The organism is Microbacterium sp. Root553 (genome assembly GCF_001426995.1).
Lineage (GTDB): Bacteria > Actinomycetota > Actinomycetes > Actinomycetales > Microbacteriaceae > Microbacterium.
Window position 1 is genome coordinate 2,592,122 of sequence record NZ_LMFY01000001.1, and the last position, 20,577, is coordinate 2,612,698.

Consider the following 20,577-nt stretch of genomic DNA (forward strand, 5'->3'; position numbering starts at 1 on the left):
TAGTCACGCGTCATTTAACTTCTTGAAGGAGACTCAGTCATGAGCACATCCGTCGTCCTCCCTCCGCTCGGCGAGAGCGTCACAGAGGGTACGGTCACCCGCTGGCTCAAGCAGGTGGGAGACACCGTTCAGGCGGACGAAGGCCTGCTCGAGATCTCGACCGACAAAGTCGACACCGAGATCCCGTCGCCCGTCTCGGGCGTGATCGAGGAGATCCTCGTCGCCGAGGACGAGACCGTCGAGGTCGGAGCGCTTCTCGCGCGCATCGGCGACGGCAGCGCCGCGGCACCGTCCGACGATGCCCCCGCGCAGGCCGCACCGGTCGCATCGCAGGCTCCCGAGCCTGCCGCGCCGGCGCCCGCCACCGACGCTCCCGCCGCCCCGGCCGAGCCGGCCCCTGCGGCACCCGCCGAGTCGTCGGCTCCCGCCGCCTCGGGCGACGCCACGGACATCGTCCTCCCCGAACTCGGCGAGAGCGTCACCGAAGGAACCGTCACGCGCTGGCTGAAGCAGATCGGCGACAGCGTCGAGGTCGACGAGGCTCTGCTCGAGATCTCCACCGACAAGGTCGACACCGAGATCCCCTCGCCGGTCGCCGGCGTGCTGCAGGAGATCGTCGCCGCCGAAGACGAGACCGTCGCCGTCGGTGCTGTCCTCGCCCGCGTCGGATCCGGTGCGGCCCCCGCAGCCGCTCCGGCCGAGGCTCCGGCACCCGCGGCCGAGGCTCCCGCTGCCCAGGCCGCCGCTCCGGCCCCGGCCGCGCAGGCTCCCGTCTCCGAGGCACCCGTCGACAAGCCCGCTGAGCGTCCCGCCGCCGAGGCCCCCGTCGCAGCACCCGCCGAAGCCGCTCCCGAGCAGGCGACCGGCGGAGCCGCCGGCGGTTCCTCGACCCCGGCACCGGCCGCAGAGCAGAAGCTCTCGCTGCCGACCGAGAACGACAACCTCTACGTGACGCCGCTCGTGCGTCGCCTGGCCTCGCAGCAGGGTGTCGACCTCGCGAGCGTCACGGGCACGGGAGTCGGCGGACGCATCCGCAAGGAGGACGTGCTCAAGGCCGCGGAGAGCGCCGGCGCAGCACCCGCCGCCGCTGCCGCTCCGGCAGCCCCCGCGCCGCTCGAGGTCTCGCCGCTGCGCGGCACGACCCAGCCGATGTCGCGTCTGCGCAAGGTTCTCGCCAAGCGCGCCGTGGAGTCCATGCAGCAGACCGCTCAGCTGACGACGGTCGTCGAAGTCGATGTGACCGCGCTGGCGGAGTACCGCGACAGCGTCAAGGGATCGTTCCTGGAGAAGACGGGCGACAAGCTGTCGTTCCTGCCGTTCTTCGCTCTGGCAGCCGCCGAGGCGCTGCGCGCCTTCCCGATCGTCAACGCGACGGTCGACGGCGAGCAGATCGTCTACCCGGAGTCGGAGAACGTGTCGATCGCGGTCGACACCGAGCGCGGTCTGCTGACCCCGGTCCTGCGCGACGCGGCGTCGAAGAACATCGCCGAGATCGCCCATGAGATCGCCGACCTCGCTGCCCGCACCCGCGACAACAAGCTGAAGCCCGACGAGCTCGCCGGCGGCACGTTCACGCTGACCAACACCGGTTCGCGCGGCGCACTGTTCGACACCCCCGTCGTGTTCCTGCCCCAGTCGGCGATCCTCGGCACCGGCACGGTCGTCAAGCGCCCCGGCCTCGTCAAGGTCGGTGGAGCGGATGCGATCGCCGTGCGCTCGTACGTCTACCTCGCGCTGTCGTACGATCACCGCATCATCGACGGTGCAGACGCTGCTCGCTTCCTCGGCGCCGTCAAGGCACGCCTCGAGTCGGCGCAGTTCGCCGCTCAGCTCGGAGCCTGACCCACTGCATCACCCTGGCTGGTCCGCGACGTCGTAGGCGTCGCGGACCAGCCATTTCTCGTCGACCCTCACGAGCACGAGCATCCAGTGGCGGACCCCAGTCGCGGCCTTCTGAGTGGTACCGGCAGGCGATGAGACCTTGACCACCGCGATATCGCCGTACTGGTCGACCGGCGCGAACATCAGCCGGTCGTCATCAGCGATCGCAGTGCCGCCGAGCACCTTCCCGAACGTCGAGACCGCGGCGGCCGAACCGGCGGCCACCGCATCGGCGCACACGGCATCGCTCGCGGCGAGGCATCCGCGGAAGACGGCGAGCACCGCGGGTGCGGCGACCACCGGATCGTCCGACGTCGCCGGATCGACGTCGGGCTCTGCGGTTCCCTCCGGCTCTGCCGACGCCTGCGGCTCGGCGGGGTCAGCGTCGTCGTCGGGCGCCACGGGCGTCGCCGGCCTCGAGGAGCGCTCTCCACCGCGCTCCCCAGCCCGCGCGGCCTCCCCGGCGGAGGGGCTCGCTGCGGGGTCGTCCTGGCCCTGCGTCGCCCCGGTCGGCCACAGGAGCCCGGCCGCCAGCACGACGGAGGCGGCGACGCCGGCCATCGCCACCGCGCGCAGGTGCCGCGCCCGCGGACGGTCGGGTCGCCGTGGCGTCTTCGCGGCGTCGGGCGTGACCGAGCGACCTCCGGCTCCGGTGACACCGCGGCGGGAGCCGAGCGCCCGGAGACCTCGAGAGGCCGCGCCCGCCACCACCGACGCACATGCGACGAGGGTGCCTCGCACCGCGGCGGGAAGAAGAGAACGGCCCGCCTCCACGACGCGCCCCTCGCGCCGGGTGACGGGGTCGGGCACGACTCTGCGTCCGGTGTCGAGATCCCGAACCCGCACCGGTTCCTGCACCGATCGCTGCAGGGGTCGCGGTGCCGCGGTATCGAGCAGATCGGTCTCCCAGCGCTCGAGCCTGCGCGGGGACATCTGCGCGGTGCCGCCGACGGCCCGCAGTCCCTCGACGATCTGACCGAGCAGTCGGCTCAGTGCACGGTCGGAGCAGTCCTTGTGCAACTGCTCCACGAGGAGGGCGGTGGCCGCGTATGCGTCGGCGCCACCGCCGATCACGAAGAGCGGACGCCCGTCGTCGGTGAGCCACCATTCTCCCGTGCAGACGCCGTCATCGGAGCGGACGAGCTCGCCGACCCCTCGCAGGAGGCTCGCCACCATCGTCGTCACCTCCCCGGCGGCGAGGGGCGCCTCCGCGAGCACCCGACGCCCCAGCAGTGCGCCCACGCGCTCCGTGCACCAGGGCAGAAGTGCATCGTGGCCGTCGGAGCGGCGCGCGAGGTCGATCGGCGCGGCGACATGCTCATCCCCCACATGCGCCCAGCCCGCCCAGCCGCCGAGCTCCCCCACGTCGACGAGCACGGCCGCAGATCCTCCCCGAACCACCAGGGGGCCCGCGAACGGGCCTTCCCCGGCGTCGAGCCGACGGATCACGCGATGCACGCCCGGCACGAGGGGCGCATCGCGCATCCGGGACTCTCTGACTGCCATCACCCCACCCCATCGCACCCGCGGCGGCAGAAGGGCCCCGCAGCGGCACTGGGGATCGAATCGTCCGGATCCGCCATCGGTGCAGGAATCGTCCCGGCCCGGGAATCCGCCTGACGCGAACGACGACATGCGCGCACCGCGCAGTCGGTATTCTTGTTGCATGGCAAACCGTTCGTCCGCGCCCGAGAAGCGTCCGGGGTTCTTCTCCCAGATCAAATCCCTCTTCAAATTCACGAGAGAGATCTACCCCTGGCTCCCCTGGGCCCAGATCGCGATGCTCGTGCTCGGCGTCCTCGTCGGCCTCATCGTCGGGTACCTGATCCCGCCGTTCCAGGTGTGGACCCTGATCCTCTGGGGCATCTCCGGCCTGATGCTCGGCATCCTCGGCGCGATGTTCCTCATGACACGGCTGTCGACGTCGGCCATGTACCAGAAGATCGACGGCATGCCCGGTGCCACCGGGCACGTGCTCAGCACCAGTCTCGGCCGCAACTGGCAGGGGTCGGAGACCCCCGTCGGCATCAACCCCAAGACTCAGGACGCGGTCTACCGCGCCGTCGGTCGCGGTGGCGTCGTGGTGGTCGGCGAAGGATCGCGCGGACGTCTGAGCCGCCTCGTCAACGACGAGCGCAGCAAGGCCGCCCGCGTCGCCCACGGCGTGCCCGTGACCGTCATCTACATCGGCCACGGTGACGACGACGTCGCGATCGCCGACCTCGCCAAGACGATCAAGAAGCTGCCCAAGGTGATCGACAAGGCCACGATGGGTGCCGTGATCCGCCGCATCGAGTCCGTGTCGCAGTCGATCTCCTCGCTGCCGATCCCGAAGGGCATCGACCCCACCAAGGTCAGGGCACAGCGCCCGCGCTGATCCCGCACCACCGCAGACGAACGAAGCGCGGCCGCCCTCATCCGAGGAACGGCCGCGCTTCGTCGTTCACTCCGACAGCGGCTGCCGCGGAAGCCGACGCACCTTGGCGCGGCGGCGGCGACGCTCGGGCACCATCGATCGCATCTCGTCGAGCTTGCCGAAGCAGAACAGGCGATCCTCGGCCTCGAGGACGACGTGCTTGCGCGGGTTCGGGATGACCGAGACTCCGCGGTGCAGGGTGAGAACCGTGATGTCGCGCTCCCACAGGCCGGCCTCGCCGAGCGTCTTGCCCACCAGGTCCACGGCACCGTGCACCATGAGCTCGGCGACTCCGTAGCCCGTCGAGACGGTCAGCCGCTGACGGACATCGATCTCGGGGAACGCGACCTGGCCGGCGATGTAGTCGATGATCGCACCGGCGACATCGAGCTTGGTGGCCATCTCGATGCCCTGCAGCCCGGGAGACGAGTTGACCTCCATCACCAGCGGCCCGTCTTCGCCTTCGAGCATGTCGACGCCGGCCACGCGGAGTCCCATGATCTGGGCCGAGCGCACGGCCGCGCGCTCGTAGACGGGGTCGAGTTCGACCGCCTCGACCGATCCACCGCGGTGCACATTCGAGCGGAACTCGTCACCCGCAGCCGACCGTCGCATCGCGGCGACGACGCGGTCCCCCACGACGAGGGCGCGAATGTCGCGGCCGCGGCTCTCGGAGATGAACTTCTGGATGAGCACGTTCTGCTTCGTGGAGTGCAGTGTCTCGATGATGGCCTCGGCGACCTTCACCTGCGGCGCGAGGATCACGCCGATGCCCTGGGTGCCCTCGAGCAGCTTGATCACCACGGGCGCACCGCCGACCCGCTCGATCGCGGGACGCACGTCGGCGCGGTTGCGCACGAAGGCGGTGGGCGGCATCGCGATGTTGTGGCGGGAGAGGATCTGGTTCGCCCGCAGCTTGTCGCGGGCGCTGGAGATCCCGTTGGCCGTGTTGGGCGTGTAGACGTCCATCTGCTCGAACTGGCGCACGACGGCCGTGCCGAAGTACGTGATTGAGTTGCCGATGCGCGGGAGGATCGCGTCGTAATCGCTGAGCTGGCGGCCCCTGTAATGCAGGTCGGGCTCGTCGGCGGTGAGGTCGATCGCGAAGCGCAGCGTGTTGAGCACCTTGACGGTGTGACCTCGCTGAAGAGCCGCGGCTCGCAGTCGTTGGGTGGAGTACGCCTGCGGCGCACGGGAGAGCACTGCGATCTTCACGGGGATTTCCTGCCAGGATGGTCGGGTGAACAAGTCGTCCCACCATTCAAACACCCTTATCGGGTGGCGAGAATGGGTGAGCCTGCCTGATCTCGGCGTCGATTGGCTCAAGGCCAAGATCGACACGGGTGCGCGGACCTCCTCGCTGCATGCGTTCGAGATCCACGAGTTCGAGCGCGACGGCGTGTCGTGGGTGCGCTTCCGCGTCAAGCCCTGGCAGGACAGCCAGGAGGACGCGGTGGTCGTGGAGTCTCCGGTGCACGACCGACGCGCGGTGCGGAGCTCCTCAGGCCATGCCCAGGAGCGTCTGGTCGTCGAGATGCTCATCCGTCTGCACGACCGCGAAGTGCTCGCCGAGGTGACGCTGAGCAATCGCGACGAGATGGGATTCCGGATGCTCATCGGACGCGAGGCGCTCCGTCGGGGCTACCTCGTCGATCCGGCGCGGTCCTTCGTCGGTGGACGAGCACCCCGTGAGGCCCGACGCCGCAACCGCGGCAAGGAGTGACGCGGCGACTCAGGCGCGGATGAGCACGAGCCCCGTCGCCTTGTCGTGGAGCCCGCGCTGGTCGGCGTCGAACACGACGGCGGGGATCACGATGACGAGCAGCAGCGTGCGCACGATCGGACGCCACAGCCCCACCCAGCCGCCATCGAGGCGCACGAGCCGCATCCCGAGGATGCGGTGCCCCGGGCTTCCGCCCGCGGTCGGGATGAACAGGATCTGCAGCACCGCGAAGACCGCCATCGGAGCGAACATGGTCAGCCCCGCCTCGCTCGGCAGCGCGAACTGGTCGTAGCCCAAGAACCCCGTAGCGATGATCGTCGCGGCAAGGTAGTCGATGAGGAGCGCGCCGATCCGCCGGCCCGGTCTGGCGATGCTGCCCGTACCCGTCCGGGGCATTCCGAGGCGTTCTCCGGGGTACGTGTTCACAGCGTCCGTCACGTCACAAGCCTACCGGCGCGTAACACGTTCGAAACAAAGCGGATACCGTGGAGTAACGCCCCGCACGTACTGTGCACAATGGCCGTGAAGCCATCGATCCGCAATCCAGGAGTCGTACATGTTCAAAGATTCGTCCGAGGTGCTGAGCTACATCAAGGAGAACGACGTCAAGTTCCTTGACATCCGATTCACTGATCTTCCTGGTGTCCAGCAGCACTTCAACATCCCCGCTGCGACCGTGGACGAGGACTTCTTCGTCGACGGTCAGCTGTTCGACGGCTCGTCGATCCGCGGCTTCGCGAGCATCCACGAGTCTGACATGCAGCTCATCCCCGACGTGACGACGGCCTACATGGACCCGTTCCGCGAGGCGAGCACGCTCGTGATGATCTTCGACATCTACAACCCGCGCACCGGGGAGATCTACTCCAAGGACCCGCGTCAGGTCGCCAAGAAGGCTGAGAAGTACCTCGCCTCGACCGGCATCGCCGACACCGCGTTCTTCGCTCCCGAGGCCGAGTTCTACATCTTCGACGACGTGCGCTACTCGGTCACCGCCGGCGAGAGCTTCTACAAGGTCGACTCCGAGGAGGCCGCGTGGAACACCGGTCGCGAGGAGGAGGGCGGAAACCTCGCCAACAAGACCCCGTACAAGGGCGGCTACTTCCCCGTCAGCCCGGTCGACAAGACCGCTGACCTGCGCGACGACATCACCCTGAAGCTGATCGAGGCCGGGTTCATCCTCGAGCGCTCGCACCACGAGGTGGGCACCGCCGGCCAGCAGGAGATCAACTACCGCTTCGACACCATGGTGCACTCGGCGGACGACATCCTGAAGTTCAAGTACATCGTCAAGAACACCGCCGAGGAGTGGGGCAAGGTCGCCACCTTCATGCCGAAGCCGCTGTACGGCGACAACGGCTCGGGCATGCACACGCACCAGTCGCTGTGGAACGACGGCAAGCCGCTGTTCTACGACGAGGCCGGCTACGGCCAGCTCAGCGACATCGCGCGCTGGTACATCGGCGGCATCCTGGCGCACGCGCCGGCACTGCTGGCGTTCACCAACCCGACGCTGAACAGCTACCACCGCCTGGTCAAGGGCTTCGAGGCTCCGGTCAACCTGGTCTACTCGGCCGGAAACCGCTCGGCCGCGATCCGCATCCCGATCACGGGTTCGAACCCGAAGGCCAAGCGCATCGAGTTCCGTGCACCGGATGCCTCGGGCAACCCGTACCTCGCGTTCGCCGCGCAGCTCATGGCCGGCCTCGACGGCATCAAGAACCGCATCGAGCCGCACGAGCCGGTCGACAAGGACCTCTACGAGCTTCCTCCCGAGGAGGCGAAGAACATCCCCCAGGTTCCGAACTCGCTGCTCGACTCGCTCGACGCGCTGAAGGAGGACCACCAGTTCCTCCTCGAGGGCGGCGTGTTCACCGAGGAGCTCATCGAGACCTGGATCTCGTACAAGTACGAGAACGAGATCCTGCCGATGGCTCAGCGCCCGCACCCGTTCGAGTACGAGCTGTACTTCGGCGTCTGACACCCGGTAGCGCGTTCTCGATTCACAGACATCGAGGAGCGCGCTCCGAGGCCACCGAGCCCCGGCTTCGACGACATCTCCGCAGAGATGCACATCGAAGCCGGGGCTTTCTGCTGTGCGTGAGCACGACACGGCCGCGCGCCGTGGCGCAGTGGTTCCGTCTCAGCGCGTGGCGACGCCCTGAGACGGCGGGGACTCGGGAAAGTAGTGCCGTTCGCGGGGCTCGCCCTGGATATGCGCTCGGGCATCGGCCTGGATCTCACGATCGCGCCCGGTCAGTCTCTGTGTCTGCTGACGCCGGTATTCACCCCAGGACGGGACCATGAACGACTCGAGCAGCACATCCTGTTCCTCCCCGCTGCGCAGAAGGGTCCACCGATACCCGCCCGTGCGGCGCCGGGAAGCCTCGACCAGCCGCATGGCCTCGCGGAACGGCTCGACGCGGCCGGGATCCACGGTGTAGGTGATCTGCACCAGCACAGGACCGTCGGTCGGCTGCGGGTCGAGAACGAGGGTGGGCGTGGGCCACGACATCGACACCGTGCGGTCCACGGTGCTGGTGCCAGGCAGAAGAGGAAGCCACGCGACACTCACTGCCACGATGACGAGCAGCGCCGCGGCCGCCGCCAGGGATATCGCCGTGCTGAGCGCGCCGGCCAGAGCGCCCCACCCGAAGGATCCCACTGCCATCGCCCCCATGAACACGAGGATGTAGATCGATGCCCCGCGCGATCGCACCCACTGGGGAAGGGTCAGCTGCAGTGCGGCATTGAGCACCGTGAGCGTCCCGATCCAGGCGACGCCGGCGAGGACGAGCAGCGGCAGCATCGGGACGAAGGGCAGGAACGCCGCAGCGAGGGTGCCGACCGCGAACAGCAGCGCGCTCACCCCGATCACCGCGTTGTCCGAGAATCGCTTTCTGGCGACGGGCAGGACGAAGATGCCCAGCACGGCACCGGCGCCGACCGCGCCGAGAAGGAACCCGTATCCGCTCGAGGTGAGGCCCAGCCGTGTGGCGGTGACGGGAAGCAGGGCCCACAGCGCGCTGGCGGGAAGAGCGAACAGGGCTGACCTCAGCAGGATGCGACGCACCAGATGGGCGGATGCGACGTAGCGGACGCCCGCTCGGAGCGCGGCGCCGAAAGGTTCGCGGTCGTCGAGGCCGAGCTGCGGTGGACGCCTCCACCACCACAGCGCAGCGACTGCGGCGACGAAGCTGAGCGCGTTGATGCCGAACACCACCGGGGCGCCGAACAGCGACAGGACCACTCCGGCCAGAGCGGGCCCGACTGCGCGGGCGCCGTTCACCGTGACTCCGCCGAGCGCCGAGGACGCACCGATGAGCGGACGGGGAACGAGTTCGGGCTGGATCGCCTGCCACGCCGGTGACGTCAGTGTCGAGGTGATCCCGAGCAGAAAGGTGAAGCCGAGAATCGTCCACGGTGTGAGAGCACCGAAGAACGCGATGACCGTGAGTGCGGCGGCGATCAGCGCGCTCGCCGCCGATCCCCAGATCAGCAGCTTTCGGCGGTCGAGCGAATCGGCCAGCACCCCCGCCGGCAGCGAGAACAGCACGGCCGGGGCGAGGCTCGCTGTCTGCACGAGGGCGATGAGAGTCGCTCCGGCGGCCGCATCGACGAGGAACCACTGCGCGCCGACGGTCTGCATCCAGGTGCCGATGTTGCTCCCCAGCTGTGCGAACCACAGCACCCGGAACGCGGGAATGGCCAGGGGCGCCCACGCGGAGACGGGGCGGGATTCGGTCGCATCGGCTGCGGCGGTCATCGGTGCTCGTCCACCCTGTCTGACGGTTCCTCTCGAACGGCGAAGAGATTGCCGAACGGATCCAGAAGCTGACACAGCCGCTCGCCGGTGAAGACCGTCTTCGGTCCACGATGAGTCCGTGCCCCATGGGCGGTCCAGTCCGCGACGATCGCGTCGACGTCGGATACGGTCCAGTACGGCACCGTCCCGGACGGCCCAGGCGAGTTCACCTCGTCCGCGGCGTGCAGCGTCAGACGCGAACCACCCAGCTCGAATGCGACCAGCGCTCCCCCTCGAATCGTGGGCCGGCGGTGCAGTCGCGCCGCGTACCACTCGACCGCGGCATCGAGATCGGCGACGAAGTAGAAGACGTTCCCGATCGCGCTGAACGAGTCGGTCTGCGGATGCGCGTGACCGACGGGAACGGGCTCTGTCGACATAGGGTCCCCTCGATCTCGCGCCGTCTGATGGGCGCCCTGATCGCACGCTAGAAGGTGCGGAGGAGACGGCTGCTCGACATATGTCGAGGGTTCAGTGCACCCCCGTGCGACCGCGCCGTCGACGCGGAGCATGGACCCTGCCACGGTGATGGATCGCTCACAGGTCGACATCGAGGTGCACACCTGGCAGGGTGGTCTGATGAGTGACACGGACCGCCGCATCGGGATCAGCTACGGCCTGATCGTCTTCGCCGCTCTCTTCGCGCTGACGTGCATCATCCTGATCGTCACGGGCGTCGTGGGACCGACCGCCTGGTTCACGGTCGTGGCGATGGCGCTGCTCGCTCTCTCCCAGTGGCTCAACATCCGCGCGCGGCGCAGGAGTCGCTGACCCCGCTCTCTGCCCACCGGCGTGTCACGCGGCCGTGTCGCGCTTGCTTTCACCCCGGGCGACTGGTCAACTGAGTGGTCTGTTCGATCATGATGGGGGCCGCCATGCGCCGTAAGCACGACAAATCGGAGCCGAAGAGGGTCTTCACCTCCGAGACTCCCCCGGCGCAGCCGAAGACCGCCGCCGCCGCGATCGCCCGCATCAACCCGTTCATGTACGGACTGCTCGGTGCGTTGGGTGTGCTCGTCGCCCTGATGCTCGGCGGGATCGTCAATCAGCTGGCCACCGTGCTCGTCTACATCGGCGTCGCCATCTTCCTGGCCCTCGGGCTCGACCCCATCGTCGCGTTCATCGAGCGGAAGCTGCCTCGCCCCGCCGCGGTCGCCATCGTCGTCTCGGTGGTGGTGCTCGCGTTCGCCGGGATCATCCTGGCGATCGTGCCCATCGTCGTCGACCAGATCACCAACCTGATCGACAACGGCCCCCAGATGGTCAAGGACATCCAGTCGGCCGCCTGGTTCAAGGATCTCAACAGTCAGTTCGGTTCGACGTTCGAGGACGCGGCGAACGGCATCCTGTCCTTCCTGCAGGACCCCGGCAACCTGGCCGACATCGGCGGCGGAGTCTTCGCCGTCGGCGCGGGCATCGCTGGCGGATTCACCGGGGTCACCATCGTGCTGATCCTGACGCTCTACTTCATGGCGTCATTGCGGAGCATCAAGCGCGTCGCCACGCGCTTCGTTCCCGCCTACCAGCGCGACACCTTCCACGGGCTCCTCGAAGACGTCTCCGGCGCCGTGGGGCGCTACGTGATGGGTCAGGCCAGCCTCGCGTTGATCAACGGCGTGCTGAGCCTGATCATGCTGAGCATCATCGGGGCCCCGGTCCCTGCCCTGCTCGCTCTCGTCGCCTTCATCGGATCGATGATCCCGCTCGTGGGTACGCTGAGCGCCTCGATCATCATCTCGCTGGTGTGCCTCATCGAGAGCCCGGTGACCGCGCTGATCGCGATCGGCTACTACCTGGTCTACATGCAGGTCGAGGCGTACATCCTCTCGCCGCGCATCATGAACAAGGCCGTCGCCGTGCCCGGAGCGCTCGTGGTGATCGCCGCGGTGGCGGGCGGAGCGCTCGGCGGCATCCTCGGCGCGCTCGTCGCCATCCCCGTGGCCGCGAGCGTCATCATCATCGTGCAGAAGGTCGTCTTCCCCACGCAGGACCAGAAGGTCGTGCCGCCGGGGACGCTCAGCGAACGGTGAGCGCGCCGGGGTCGACCCGCACGGAGAACGACGAGACCTCGCCGACCTCTTCGCCGTCGATCTCGAACGCCTGAGGCGACGAGAGGGTCACCGCGATGCGCTGCGCCGCGACATGGGTGGTCGAGTCGGTGCTGACGGCCTGGTCGACCGCGCCGAACAGGCGGCGCACGCCGTTCTCCCACACCAGGGAGCGCACGGTGTCGAGCCACTGCAGTGGACCGTCGGCGCTCACCAGCAGCATGTCGAGCTGACCGTCGTCGATCAGGGCGTCGGGCAGCAGGCGGATGCCGCCCTGGACCATGCCGCAGTTGCCGATGAGCATGGTGTGCCCACGCAGCCCCTCCGGCTCGGCGTCGTCGAGCGTCAACTGGATGTCGATCATCTCTGTGCCGGCGACTGCGCGACCCATCGCCTCGACGTAGGCCAACCAGCCGGCCCGGCTCTTGAGGTCGTCATCCGTCTCGACGAGCATCTGCGCGTCGATGCCGAAGCCGACCATCACGACGAACGCATGCTCGGCGCCGCCGTGCTCCACCCATCCCATGTCGATCTTGCGAGACTCGCCGTCGAGCACGCGCCGCAGCGCGGCGGGGATGTCGTTGAGGGGCACATCGAGATTGCGTGCCAGCAGATTTCCGGTGCCGCGGGGCACGATGCCCAGGGCGACGCCCGTGCCCGCGAGCCCTTCGGCGACCGCTCGTACCGTGCCGTCGCCACCGGCGGCGATCACCACGTCGCAGCCCTCGCTCGCCGCCTCCACAGCCATACCGCGGCCCGGGTCGTCGGGAGTCGTCTCCCACCACTGCACGGGGATGCCCGCGGCGTCGCTGCCGAACACCTCGGCCACCGCCGCCTGCAGCTTGTCGCCGCCGGGCTTCGAAGGATTCCACACCACACCGAGCTTCGAGATCGTCATGGGATCAGGCTAGCCGTAGAACAGCTGCTCGAACGCCCTTCTGGCCCGCCGCGTCACGCCGAGATAATCGTCGTCGAGCACGCTCGCCGAACGGTCGGGGTAGCCCAGCAGACGGCCGATCGCATCGAGCTCCCTCGGTCCGGTCGGCAGCACGTCGCTGGTCTTGCCCGTGAAGAGCGTGATGGCGGAGCGGAGGCGGCTCGACAGCAGCCACGCCTCGCGCAGCAGATCGGCCGACTCCGCAGGTACGAGCCCCGCGGTCACGGCGGCGTCCAGCGCTCCGAGCGTCGACGTCGTGCGCAGCTCGGGCACGTCGTGCGCATGCTGCAGCTGCAATAGCTGCACGAGCCACTCGACGTCGCTCAGGGTGCCGGGCCCGAGCTTGAGATGACGCCGGGGATCCACACCCTGCGGCAGCCGCTCCCCCTCCACCCTGGCCTTGATGCGCTTGATCTCGCGAGTGCCCTGCAGATCGATCTGCGCGGGGTAGCGGATGCTGTCCGCGAGGGCCGTGAACTTCTCGATCAGCGTCACGCTGCCGGCCACACCGCGCGCACGCAGCAGTGCCTGCGCCTCCCAGGAGAGCGACCACCGGCGGTAGTACTCGGCGTATGCGTCGATCGAGCGCACCACGGGACCGTTGCGTCCCTCCGGGCGCAGATCGGCGTCGAGATCGAGCGGCACCCGGTGATCCGTCAGATGCTCGCGCAGGCCCGAGACGATCCTCGTCGCCAGCGCCTGGGCCCGCTGCGGGTCGATCCCGTTGGCGTCGTACACGTAGAGGATGTCGGCGTCCGAGCCGAATCCGAGCTCCGCGCCACCGAATCTCCCCATGCCGATGACGGCGAAATCGAGCGACTCGTCGTCCGCGGTCACGAACTCCCGGCGCACCGCACGCAGAGCTGCCTGGATCGTGGCATCCGTGATCTCGGTGAGCGATGTCGCGACCTGCTCGATCGAGAGCACGTCGAGCACCCCGCCCATCGCGGTGCGCAGAAGCTCCCGACGTCGCAGCGCCCGAACCGCCTGCAGCGCGTCGCCGATGTCTCGGTGGCGCGTCTGGATGGCGCGCGCCTCCTCATCGATCGCCGCTCCGCTGCGCGGTCGCAGGAGGTCGCTGCTGTCGAGCCACGCGACGGATTCGGGGATCCACTCCATGAGCTCGCCCACGTACCGCGACGACGACAGGAGGCGCGTGAGACTCTCGGCCGCACCGGAGGAGTCGCGCAGCATCCGAAGGAACCAGGGAGTGTCGCCCAGTCGCTCGCTGATCCGGCGGAATGCGATCAGGGCGTAGTCGGGGTCGCTGCCGTCGGCGAACCAGCGCACCATCACCGGCATGAGGTGTCGCTGGATCGTCGCCTTGCGGCTGAGCCCCGTGGTCAGGGCGCCGATGTGTCGGAGCGCGCCCGCGGGGTCACGGAAGCCGATCGCCATCAGCCTGTCGTGCGCCTGTGCGGTCGACAGCGTGCGCTCCTCCTCGGGGAGCGAGGCGACGGCGCTCAGCAGCGGTCGGTAGAACAGGCGGGTGTGGATGTCGCGGACCTCGCGGCGAACGCCCTCCCATCGTGCCCAGATCGCCTCGCCCGACTCCCCCAGTCCCGTGCTGCGCGCGAGCACCCGCAACCCTGCGGGGGTGCGCGGCATCAGGTGGGTACGGCTCAGCTCCCGCAGCTGCAGGCGGTGCTCCATCAGCCGGAGGATGCAGTAGTCGTCGGCGAACGACGCCGCCTCGGCGCGTCCGATGTAGCCCCCCTCGACCAGCGCGTCGAGGGACTCCAGCGTCCCCCTCGTGCGCAGCCGCGGGTCGGTGAGGCCGTGCACAAGCTGCAGCAGCTGCACCGTGAACTCGATGTCGCGAAGACCTCCCGCGCCCAGCTTCAGCTGATACGGCGCGTCCTCGGGGTCGATGTGCTCCATCACGCGCTCGCGCATGCGCTGCACGCTGTCGACGAAGTTCTCCCTCGCCGCGCTGGAGAAGATCTTCGGCTGCACGCCTGCGACGTACGCCTCGCCGAGCTCAGGATCGCCCGCCAACGGACGCGCCTTCAACAGCGCCTGGAACTCCCAGCTCTTCGCCCAGCGGTCGTAGTACGCCAGGTGCGAGGCCAGCGACCGCACGAGCGCGCCCTGCTTGCCCTCCGGCCGCAGCGCCGCATCGACCTCCCACAGGGGCGGTTCGACCTCGATGCCGCTGAGACCGCGCATCGTCTCGCGCGCGAGCCGCGTCGCGATGTCGATCGCCCGGGCCTCCGACACCACCTCTTCATCGGTGGTGCCACCCACGAAGATCACGTCGACGTCGCTGACGTAGTTCAGCTCCCTGGCACCGGCCTTGCCCATGCCGATGATCGCGAGTCGGGTCGCGGCGACCTGCTCCGGGGTCAGCGAGTCGGAGAGTCGACGCCGGGCGATCGCCAGCGACGCCTCCAGCGCCGCGCCTGCGATGTCCGCGAGGGCGGCGCCGACGTCGCCGACGATGCGCACGGGGTTGTGCACGGTGAGGTCGATCGCCGCGATCGCCGCGAGATTGCGGCGGTAGGCGACGCGCAGGGTGACCACGGCGTCGTCATCGCCGGACGCGGCGAAGCCGTCGACCGCGCCGACGGCGTCCAGCATCCGCTCGCGCAGCTGCTGAGCCGTCGGGAGCTCGGCCGCTGCCTCGCCCAGCACCGCGATCTCACCGGGATGCCGCAGGAAGAAGTCGGCGAACCCCTGCGAGGCACCGAAGACACGCCAGAGGCGTCGCCGTGCCCGCGGATCGGCGAACAGCCCGGCGATGGCTGACGGATCGCGACGCGCGACGCGGAGCATCCCCTCCACCGCGGAGTCGGGATCCGCCCCGTCGGCCTCGCCGAGCAGCATCGATCTCTCGAGACCGAGCAGCTCGGCGAGCTCCGCGAGATTGGCCGCCGCCTCACTGAGCTCGGCGAAGCCGAGCCGTGCCAGCGCGGACAGGGAGACGGAGTCGTCCGAACGGGCCATGCGCGACGCTCAGAGCAGCTCGAGGTTGTTCTTCAGCTCCAGCGGGGTCACCTGGCCGCGGTAGGCCTCCCACTCCTTGCGCTTGTTGAGGAGCACGTAGTTGAACACGGACTCGCCCAGGGTCTCGGCGACGAGCTCGGAGCTCTCCATGTACTCGAGAGCGTGGTCGAGGCTCGCGGGCAACGCCGCATAGCCCAGAGCGCGTCGTTCCGCATCGCTGAGGGACCAGACGTTGTCCTCGGCCTCGGGAGGGAGCTCGTACTCCTCCTCGATGCCCTTGAGACCCGCCGCGAGCATGAGCGCGTACGCGAGGTACGGGTTCGCCGCTGAGTCGAGAGCGCGGTACTCCACGCGAGACGATCCGCCCTTGTTCGGCTTGTACATCGGCACGCGCACGAGAGCCGAACGGTTGTTGTGGCCCCACGTGACGAAGCTGGGCGCTTCGTCACCGCCCCACAGACGCTTGTACGAGTTGACGAACTGGTTGGTCACGGCCGCCATCTCGTTGGCGTGGCGCAGGAGGCCGGCGATGAAGTGCCGACCGGTCTTCGACAGCTGGTACTTCGCGCCCTCCTCGTAGAAGGCGTTGCGCTCGCCCTCGAACAGCGACATGTGCGTGTGCATGCCGCTTCCGGGGTGTCCGCTCAACGGCTTGGGCATGAACGTGGCGTACACGCCCTGCTCGATCGCGACCTCTTTGATGACCGTACGGAACGTCATCACGTTGTCGGCCATCGTCAGAGCATCCGCGTACCGCAGATCGATCTCGTTCTGCCCGGGCCCACCCTCGTGGTGGCTGAACTCGACCGAGATGCCGAGGTCTTCGAGCATGCGCACCGACCGCCGACGGAAGTCGTGTGCGGTGCCGCCGGGGACGTTGTCGAAGTATCCGGCGGAGTCGACCGGGACGGGACCCTCAGGGCCGAACGACGACGACTTGAGCAGGTAGAACTCGATCTCGGGATGCGTGTAGAAGGTGAATCCGGCGTCGGCGGCCTTCGCGAGTGTGCGCTTGAGCACGTGCCGCGGGTCGGAGACGGCGGGGCGTCCGTCGGGCGTCGTGATGTCGCAGAACATGCGCGCCGTGGGGTCGATCTCGCCGCGCCACGGCAGCGTCTGGAAGGTGGTCGGGTCGGGCTGGGCGAGCAGGTCCGACTCGTAGCTGCGAGTCAGCCCCTCGATGGCCGAGCCGTCGAAGCCGATCCCCTCGGCGAATGCGCCCTCGACCTCGGCCGGAGCGATCGCGACCGACTTCAACGTTCCGATCACATCGGTGAACCACAGTCGCACGAACTTGACGCCGCGCTCTTCGATCGTCCGGAGGACGAAATCCCTCTGCTTGTCCATCGTCACTCGGCGCCCGTGCCGGTACCGGAGTCCCAGCCGTTCTCGGCGGCCTCCTCGTCGGCCCAGGCGCGGGAGCGCTCCTGCAGCTTCTCCGGCGCGTGCGCCGCCTCGGCCTCGGTGTCGAAGGGACCGACACGGTCGGCGGACGCCGAGATCATGCCGAACTCGACCTGACGGGTCTCCAGGTTGTACCAGTACTTCTCATCGCCGTTCGACATGGCCGTTCCCCTTCATACGTGTGTCATCGATCCTACTGGCGCTGGCGGCGGTCGCTAAGCTATCGACCATGGCAAAAGCGATCGGCGTCGACATCGGCGGCACGGGAATCAAGGCGGGTCTGGTCGACCTCGAACACGGCACCATGGCATCGGACCGGGTGAGGGTCCCCACCCCCGCGGGCGCATCTCCGCAGGATGTGCTCCAGGCGGTGCAGACCGTGCTGAAGACCCTCGACGTGAAGGACGCGTCGCTTCCGCTGGGCGTGGCGTTCCCCGCGATCGTCAAGCGCGGCAAGACCCTCTCCGCCGCCAACGTGTCGAAGGAATGGATCGACTTCGACGCCGAGAAGTTCTTCCGCGACGGACTCGGCCGCAACATCGTCTTCGTGAACGATGCGGATGCCGCGGGCGTCGCCGAGGCCCGGCACGGCGCTGCCCGTGACGTGCGCGGCTTCACCCTGCTCACCACGCTCGGCACCGGCATCGGCTCCGCGTTCCTGAACGACGGCGTGCTGCTTCCCAACACCGAGCTCGGGCACCTGAACTTCCGCGAGTACGAGTCGGTCGAGACCTTCGCCGCCACGTCTGCTCGCGAGCGCGAGGGCCTCAGCTGGTCGGAGTGGGCCGAGCGCCTGCAGGCCTTCTACTCGCACATCGAGTTCCTCTTCAGCCCCGACCTGTTCGTGGTCGGCGGCGGCGTCTCGAAGAACGCCGGCGACTTCCTGCCGCTGCTCGATCTCAAGACCCCGATCGTCCCGGCGATCCACCGGAACAATTCCGGCATCATCGGCGCAGCGTCGCTCGCTGGCGACTGATCCGCCACTCGGGGAACGGCCGGGTCGGGCTCCTCACGATCAGATCGCGAGGCCCTGCGAACCTCGGACTTCCCTTTAGTTAGGTAACCTAGTAACGTTCCCAGTAAGCAACCCGATCCCCCATTCGGGTGCGGGAACGATCCTTCCGACATCGCACAGCGCACGGTTCCCCAGACCGTCGTCGGACACATCGTTTACAGAGATCCGGCCCGGACCCCCCAGTGTCCGGGCCGGATCGCATTCCGAGGGAAGGCGTCTCGGACCTTCGGACTGTCGTCTCGCATCTTCGGACGCGCAGAGGATCCGTCACTCCGCCGTCGAATCGGGCCGGATGATGCGAATGGGCCGACCTGTACGCCGGGTTCTGTTCCGGGGTTCTTCGCCCCTTCGACGGCCATCTCTCTCGGCGACACGTTGCCGTGGCACTCTAGCGGTCTACCCGAGGACTCGGCGAGCCGCGTCAACATCCTCTGTCTGACCTTGCTCCGGACGAGGTTTACCTGGCGGGCCATGTCACCATGGCCCCCGGTGGTCTCTTACACCACCCTTTCACCCTTACCCCTTGCGGGGCGGTCTGCTCTCTGTGGCACTTTCTCGCGGATTGCTCCGGGTGGGCGTTACCCACCGTCCTGCCCTGAGGAGCCCGGACGTTCCTCGGTGCGGTTGCCCGCCACGCGGCCGTCCAGTCGACCCATTCGCAGCTCCAGTCTACGACCAGGCCGCGCTATTTCTCCGCCGACTCCGCGATGCGCAGGTCGAGCGGCACCTCGATCGGGAACCCTCCGAACATCCGCCGGGTGGCGACGTCGGCGGCCTCCCGCACCGCGTCGGCCGCCGCCTCCGCCTGCTCCTGCGGAACATGGAGGATCACTTCGTCGTGCAGGAAGAACGCGAGATGCGCGCGCGACCCGAAGACCCCGGATGCCGGTGCATGCCGCTGCGCCTCGGGGAGCCTCAGCAGCCGGTGTCTGATCTCCGCCAGCCAGATCAGCGACCACTCGGCGGCCGTGCCCTGCACGACGAAGTTGCGCGTGAACCTGCCCCAATCCCTCGCACGGCGACGCGCCAGGGCGACATCGGTCGGGTCGGCATCGGCATCCGTCGCTCGCGCCTGCATGTCCTCCCACTCGGTCGAGGGGCGCGGGGACGACCGTCCGAGCCAGGTCGAGACGACTCCCCCGTCCTCGCCGATCCGCGCGGCCTTGTCGACGTGCGCCATCGCCCGCGGATACACCTTGCGCAGTCGCGGCACCAACCGCCCGCTGTCCCCCGTCGTGGCGCCGTACATCGCACCGAGCACGGCATACTTCGCCTCTTCCCGCGTCGCCACCGCCCCCGAATCGACGACGCCGGCGTAGAGGTCCTTCCCCTGTGCAGCTCGGGCCATCGCCCGATCACCGGCCATCGCGGCCAGCATCCGGGGCTCCAGCTGCGCGACATCCGCGACGACCAGCGTCCATCCCTCATCCGCCCGGACCGCCGCACGCAGGTTCCTGGGCAGCTGGAGCGCTCCCCCGCCGGCCGATGCCCAGCGGCCCGTGACGACGCCGCCGGTGATGTAGATCGGACGGAACCGCCCCTCGTACACCCACTCGGCCAGCCACGCCCATCCGTTGGCGCTCAGCAGACGTGAGAGCTTCTTGTAGGCGAGCAGCGGCTCGACGACGGCGTGGTCGTGCTGCGCGAGCTCCCACCGTCCGGTGGACTCGACCTGCACTCCCACCCGGTGCAGCGCCCTCAGCAGCTTCGGCTGGCTCTCGAGGTTCAGAGTCGCATCGCCGAGGATCGAGCGGATGCGCTCCCCCTGCGCGACCATGCGGCTCGGGAGCCCGCCACCGGCCGGGCGTGCGCCGAGGATCTCGGTGAGGATCTCGTCGTGCGCGGCCTCGTTCCACGGCAGACCGGCGACGCGCATCTCCTCGGCGATCAACCCGCCGGCCGATTCCGCGGAGGCCAGCAGAGTCAGCCGGCCGTCCGTCCCCGCGCGCAGGACGCGACGCTGCTCCCGATACTGCTCCAGCAGCTCGGCCACGGGATCGTCGACCTCGCCGCCGTCGGCGAGGTCGAACAGGGCCGGAGCCTCATCGACGGGGTCTCGGCGCAGCCAGGCCGGCGACGGCGCCAGGGGCCGGGCCACCGTGTCCGTGTCGCGGAGGATCGCATGGCACAGCAGCAGATCGTGTGAACGGCCGATCTGCACGTCGGCTGCCAGGAGGACCGGGTAGATCTCGCGCGCGCTGCGGATCACCCATCGAGGTCGGGCGTCGCGCTCCTGCCGCGCGACCCAGTCGGGCATCTCCGCACCGGTCAGGACGGTGCGGCCGGCCTCGGCGTCGTCGGCGTCGAGCTCCACGGCGGCGTACTGCGACGCCCCGCCGCCGGAGCCGAGAGCGGCGAGAGCGATCCGGCGTTCGATCGGTTTCCGCGAGCTCACCGTCTAC

17 protein-coding genes and 1 other RNA gene are annotated in these 20,577 nt (G+C 68.8%); 7 read left to right on the forward strand and 11 right to left on the reverse strand.

The genetic code is table 11. The features are described 5' to 3' along the window. Window positions 1-39: 39 nt before the first annotated feature. Window positions 40-1,842 carry a 2-oxoglutarate dehydrogenase, E2 component, dihydrolipoamide succinyltransferase gene (sucB, locus tag ASD43_RS12115; RefSeq protein WP_056417842.1) on the forward strand — a complete coding sequence of 601 codons (1,803 nt, stop codon included), beginning with the start codon at window positions 40-42 and terminating at the stop codon, window positions 1,840-1,842. 9 nt (window positions 1,843-1,851) lie between these two features. Here sucB and ASD43_RS12120 read toward each other — a convergent pair whose 3' ends face one another. Continuing rightward, on the reverse strand, window positions 1,852-3,366 hold the full coding sequence (locus ASD43_RS12120) for a hypothetical protein (protein WP_056417844.1): 1,515 nt from the start codon (window positions 3,364-3,366) through the stop codon (window positions 1,852-1,854). A gap of 181 nt (window positions 3,367-3,547) precedes the next feature. Here ASD43_RS12120 and ASD43_RS12125 point away from each other — a divergent pair, with 181 nt between their 5' ends. Beyond that, window positions 3,548-4,258 carry a DUF4191 family protein gene (locus ASD43_RS12125; protein ID WP_056417847.1) on the forward strand — a complete coding sequence of 237 codons (711 nt, stop codon included), beginning with the start codon at window positions 3,548-3,550 and terminating at the stop codon, window positions 4,256-4,258. Between the two features lie 66 nt (window positions 4,259-4,324). On the opposite strand, the gene ASD43_RS12130 is transcribed toward ASD43_RS12125, so the two are convergent. Next, on the reverse strand, window positions 4,325-5,512 hold the full coding sequence (locus tag ASD43_RS12130) for a RimK family alpha-L-glutamate ligase (RefSeq protein WP_056417849.1): 1,188 nt from the start codon (window positions 5,510-5,512) through the stop codon (window positions 4,325-4,327). Window positions 5,513-5,537: 25 nt separating this feature from the next. Here ASD43_RS12130 and ASD43_RS12135 point away from each other — a divergent pair, with 25 nt between their 5' ends. Then, window positions 5,538-6,020, forward strand: coding sequence for an ATP-dependent zinc protease family protein (locus tag ASD43_RS12135; RefSeq protein ID WP_200946588.1), 483 nt, complete (start codon window positions 5,538-5,540; stop codon window positions 6,018-6,020). 9 nt (window positions 6,021-6,029) lie between these two features. Here the strand turns inward: ASD43_RS12135 and ASD43_RS12140 are convergent, their stop codons facing one another. Then, entirely contained in the window at window positions 6,030-6,416 is a 387-nt protein-coding gene (locus ASD43_RS12140) for an RDD family protein (RefSeq protein WP_149423485.1), read from the reverse strand. Window positions 6,417-6,576: 160 nt separating this feature from the next. Here ASD43_RS12140 and glnA (ASD43_RS12145) point away from each other — a divergent pair, with 160 nt between their 5' ends. Next, window positions 6,577-8,001 (forward strand): type I glutamate--ammonia ligase, encoded by a 1,425-nt coding sequence (glnA, locus tag ASD43_RS12145; protein WP_045253012.1) that lies wholly within the window; start codon window positions 6,577-6,579, stop codon window positions 7,999-8,001. Window positions 8,002-8,163: 162 nt separating this feature from the next. Here the strand turns inward: glnA (ASD43_RS12145) and ASD43_RS12150 are convergent, their stop codons facing one another. Both ASD43_RS12150 and ASD43_RS12155 read right to left on the reverse strand, forming a co-directional pair. Continuing rightward, window positions 8,164-9,786: an MFS transporter gene (locus ASD43_RS12150; protein WP_056417855.1), complete on the reverse strand. Its 1,623-nt coding sequence runs from the start codon at window positions 9,784-9,786 to the stop codon at window positions 8,164-8,166. Then, window positions 9,783-10,205 (reverse strand): VOC family protein, encoded by a 423-nt coding sequence (locus ASD43_RS12155; RefSeq protein WP_056417858.1) that lies wholly within the window; start codon window positions 10,203-10,205, stop codon window positions 9,783-9,785. Before ASD43_RS12155 ends, ASD43_RS12150 begins: the two co-directional genes overlap by 4 nt. A 148-nt stretch (window positions 10,206-10,353) precedes the next feature. On the opposite strand from ASD43_RS12155, the gene ASD43_RS12160 reads away from it, so the two are divergent. Next, window positions 10,354-10,596: a hypothetical protein gene (locus ASD43_RS12160; protein ID WP_056417860.1), complete on the forward strand. Its 243-nt coding sequence runs from the start codon at window positions 10,354-10,356 to the stop codon at window positions 10,594-10,596. 104 nt (window positions 10,597-10,700) lie between these two features. Further along, window positions 10,701-11,855 (forward strand): AI-2E family transporter, encoded by a 1,155-nt coding sequence (locus ASD43_RS12165; protein WP_082539376.1) that lies wholly within the window; start codon window positions 10,701-10,703, stop codon window positions 11,853-11,855. On the opposite strand, the gene ASD43_RS12170 is transcribed toward ASD43_RS12165, so the two are convergent. Genes ASD43_RS12170 through ASD43_RS12185 form a run of 4 tightly spaced genes read right to left on the reverse strand, consistent with a single transcriptional unit; the run spans window position 11,842 to window position 17,321 of the window. Further along, window positions 11,842-12,771: a diacylglycerol/lipid kinase family protein gene (locus tag ASD43_RS12170; RefSeq protein ID WP_056417864.1), complete on the reverse strand. Its 930-nt coding sequence runs from the start codon at window positions 12,769-12,771 to the stop codon at window positions 11,842-11,844. The genes ASD43_RS12165 and ASD43_RS12170 overlap by 14 nt on opposite strands. A gap of 9 nt (window positions 12,772-12,780) precedes the next feature. Beyond that, a complete protein-coding gene (locus ASD43_RS12175; protein ID WP_056417867.1) occupies window positions 12,781-15,756 on the reverse strand; it encodes a bifunctional [glutamine synthetase] adenylyltransferase/[glutamine synthetase]-adenylyl-L-tyrosine phosphorylase in 2,976 nt (991 codons plus the stop codon). A gap of 9 nt (window positions 15,757-15,765) precedes the next feature. Next, entirely contained in the window at window positions 15,766-17,103 is a 1,338-nt protein-coding gene (glnA, locus tag ASD43_RS12180; protein WP_045253017.1) for a type I glutamate--ammonia ligase, read from the reverse strand. 2 nt (window positions 17,104-17,105) lie between these two features. After that, window positions 17,106-17,321: a hypothetical protein gene (locus tag ASD43_RS12185; RefSeq protein WP_056417869.1), complete on the reverse strand. Its 216-nt coding sequence runs from the start codon at window positions 17,319-17,321 to the stop codon at window positions 17,106-17,108. Window positions 17,322-17,389: 68 nt separating this feature from the next. Between ASD43_RS12185 and ppgK the strand changes: the two genes are divergently transcribed. Further along, window positions 17,390-18,136: a polyphosphate--glucose phosphotransferase gene (gene ppgK / locus ASD43_RS12190; RefSeq protein ID WP_045253019.1), complete on the forward strand. Its 747-nt coding sequence runs from the start codon at window positions 17,390-17,392 to the stop codon at window positions 18,134-18,136. A 337-nt stretch (window positions 18,137-18,473) separates the two neighbouring features. Here the strand turns inward: ppgK and rnpB are convergent. Both rnpB and ASD43_RS12195 read right to left on the reverse strand, forming a co-directional pair. Then, window positions 18,474-18,830: RNase P RNA component class A (gene rnpB, locus ASD43_RS14055), an RNA gene on the reverse strand. Between the two features lie 30 nt (window positions 18,831-18,860). Next, a complete protein-coding gene (locus ASD43_RS12195; RefSeq protein WP_235564123.1) occupies window positions 18,861-20,570 on the reverse strand; it encodes a bifunctional 3'-5' exonuclease/DNA polymerase in 1,710 nt (569 codons plus the stop codon). Window positions 20,571-20,577 lie beyond the last annotated feature (7 nt).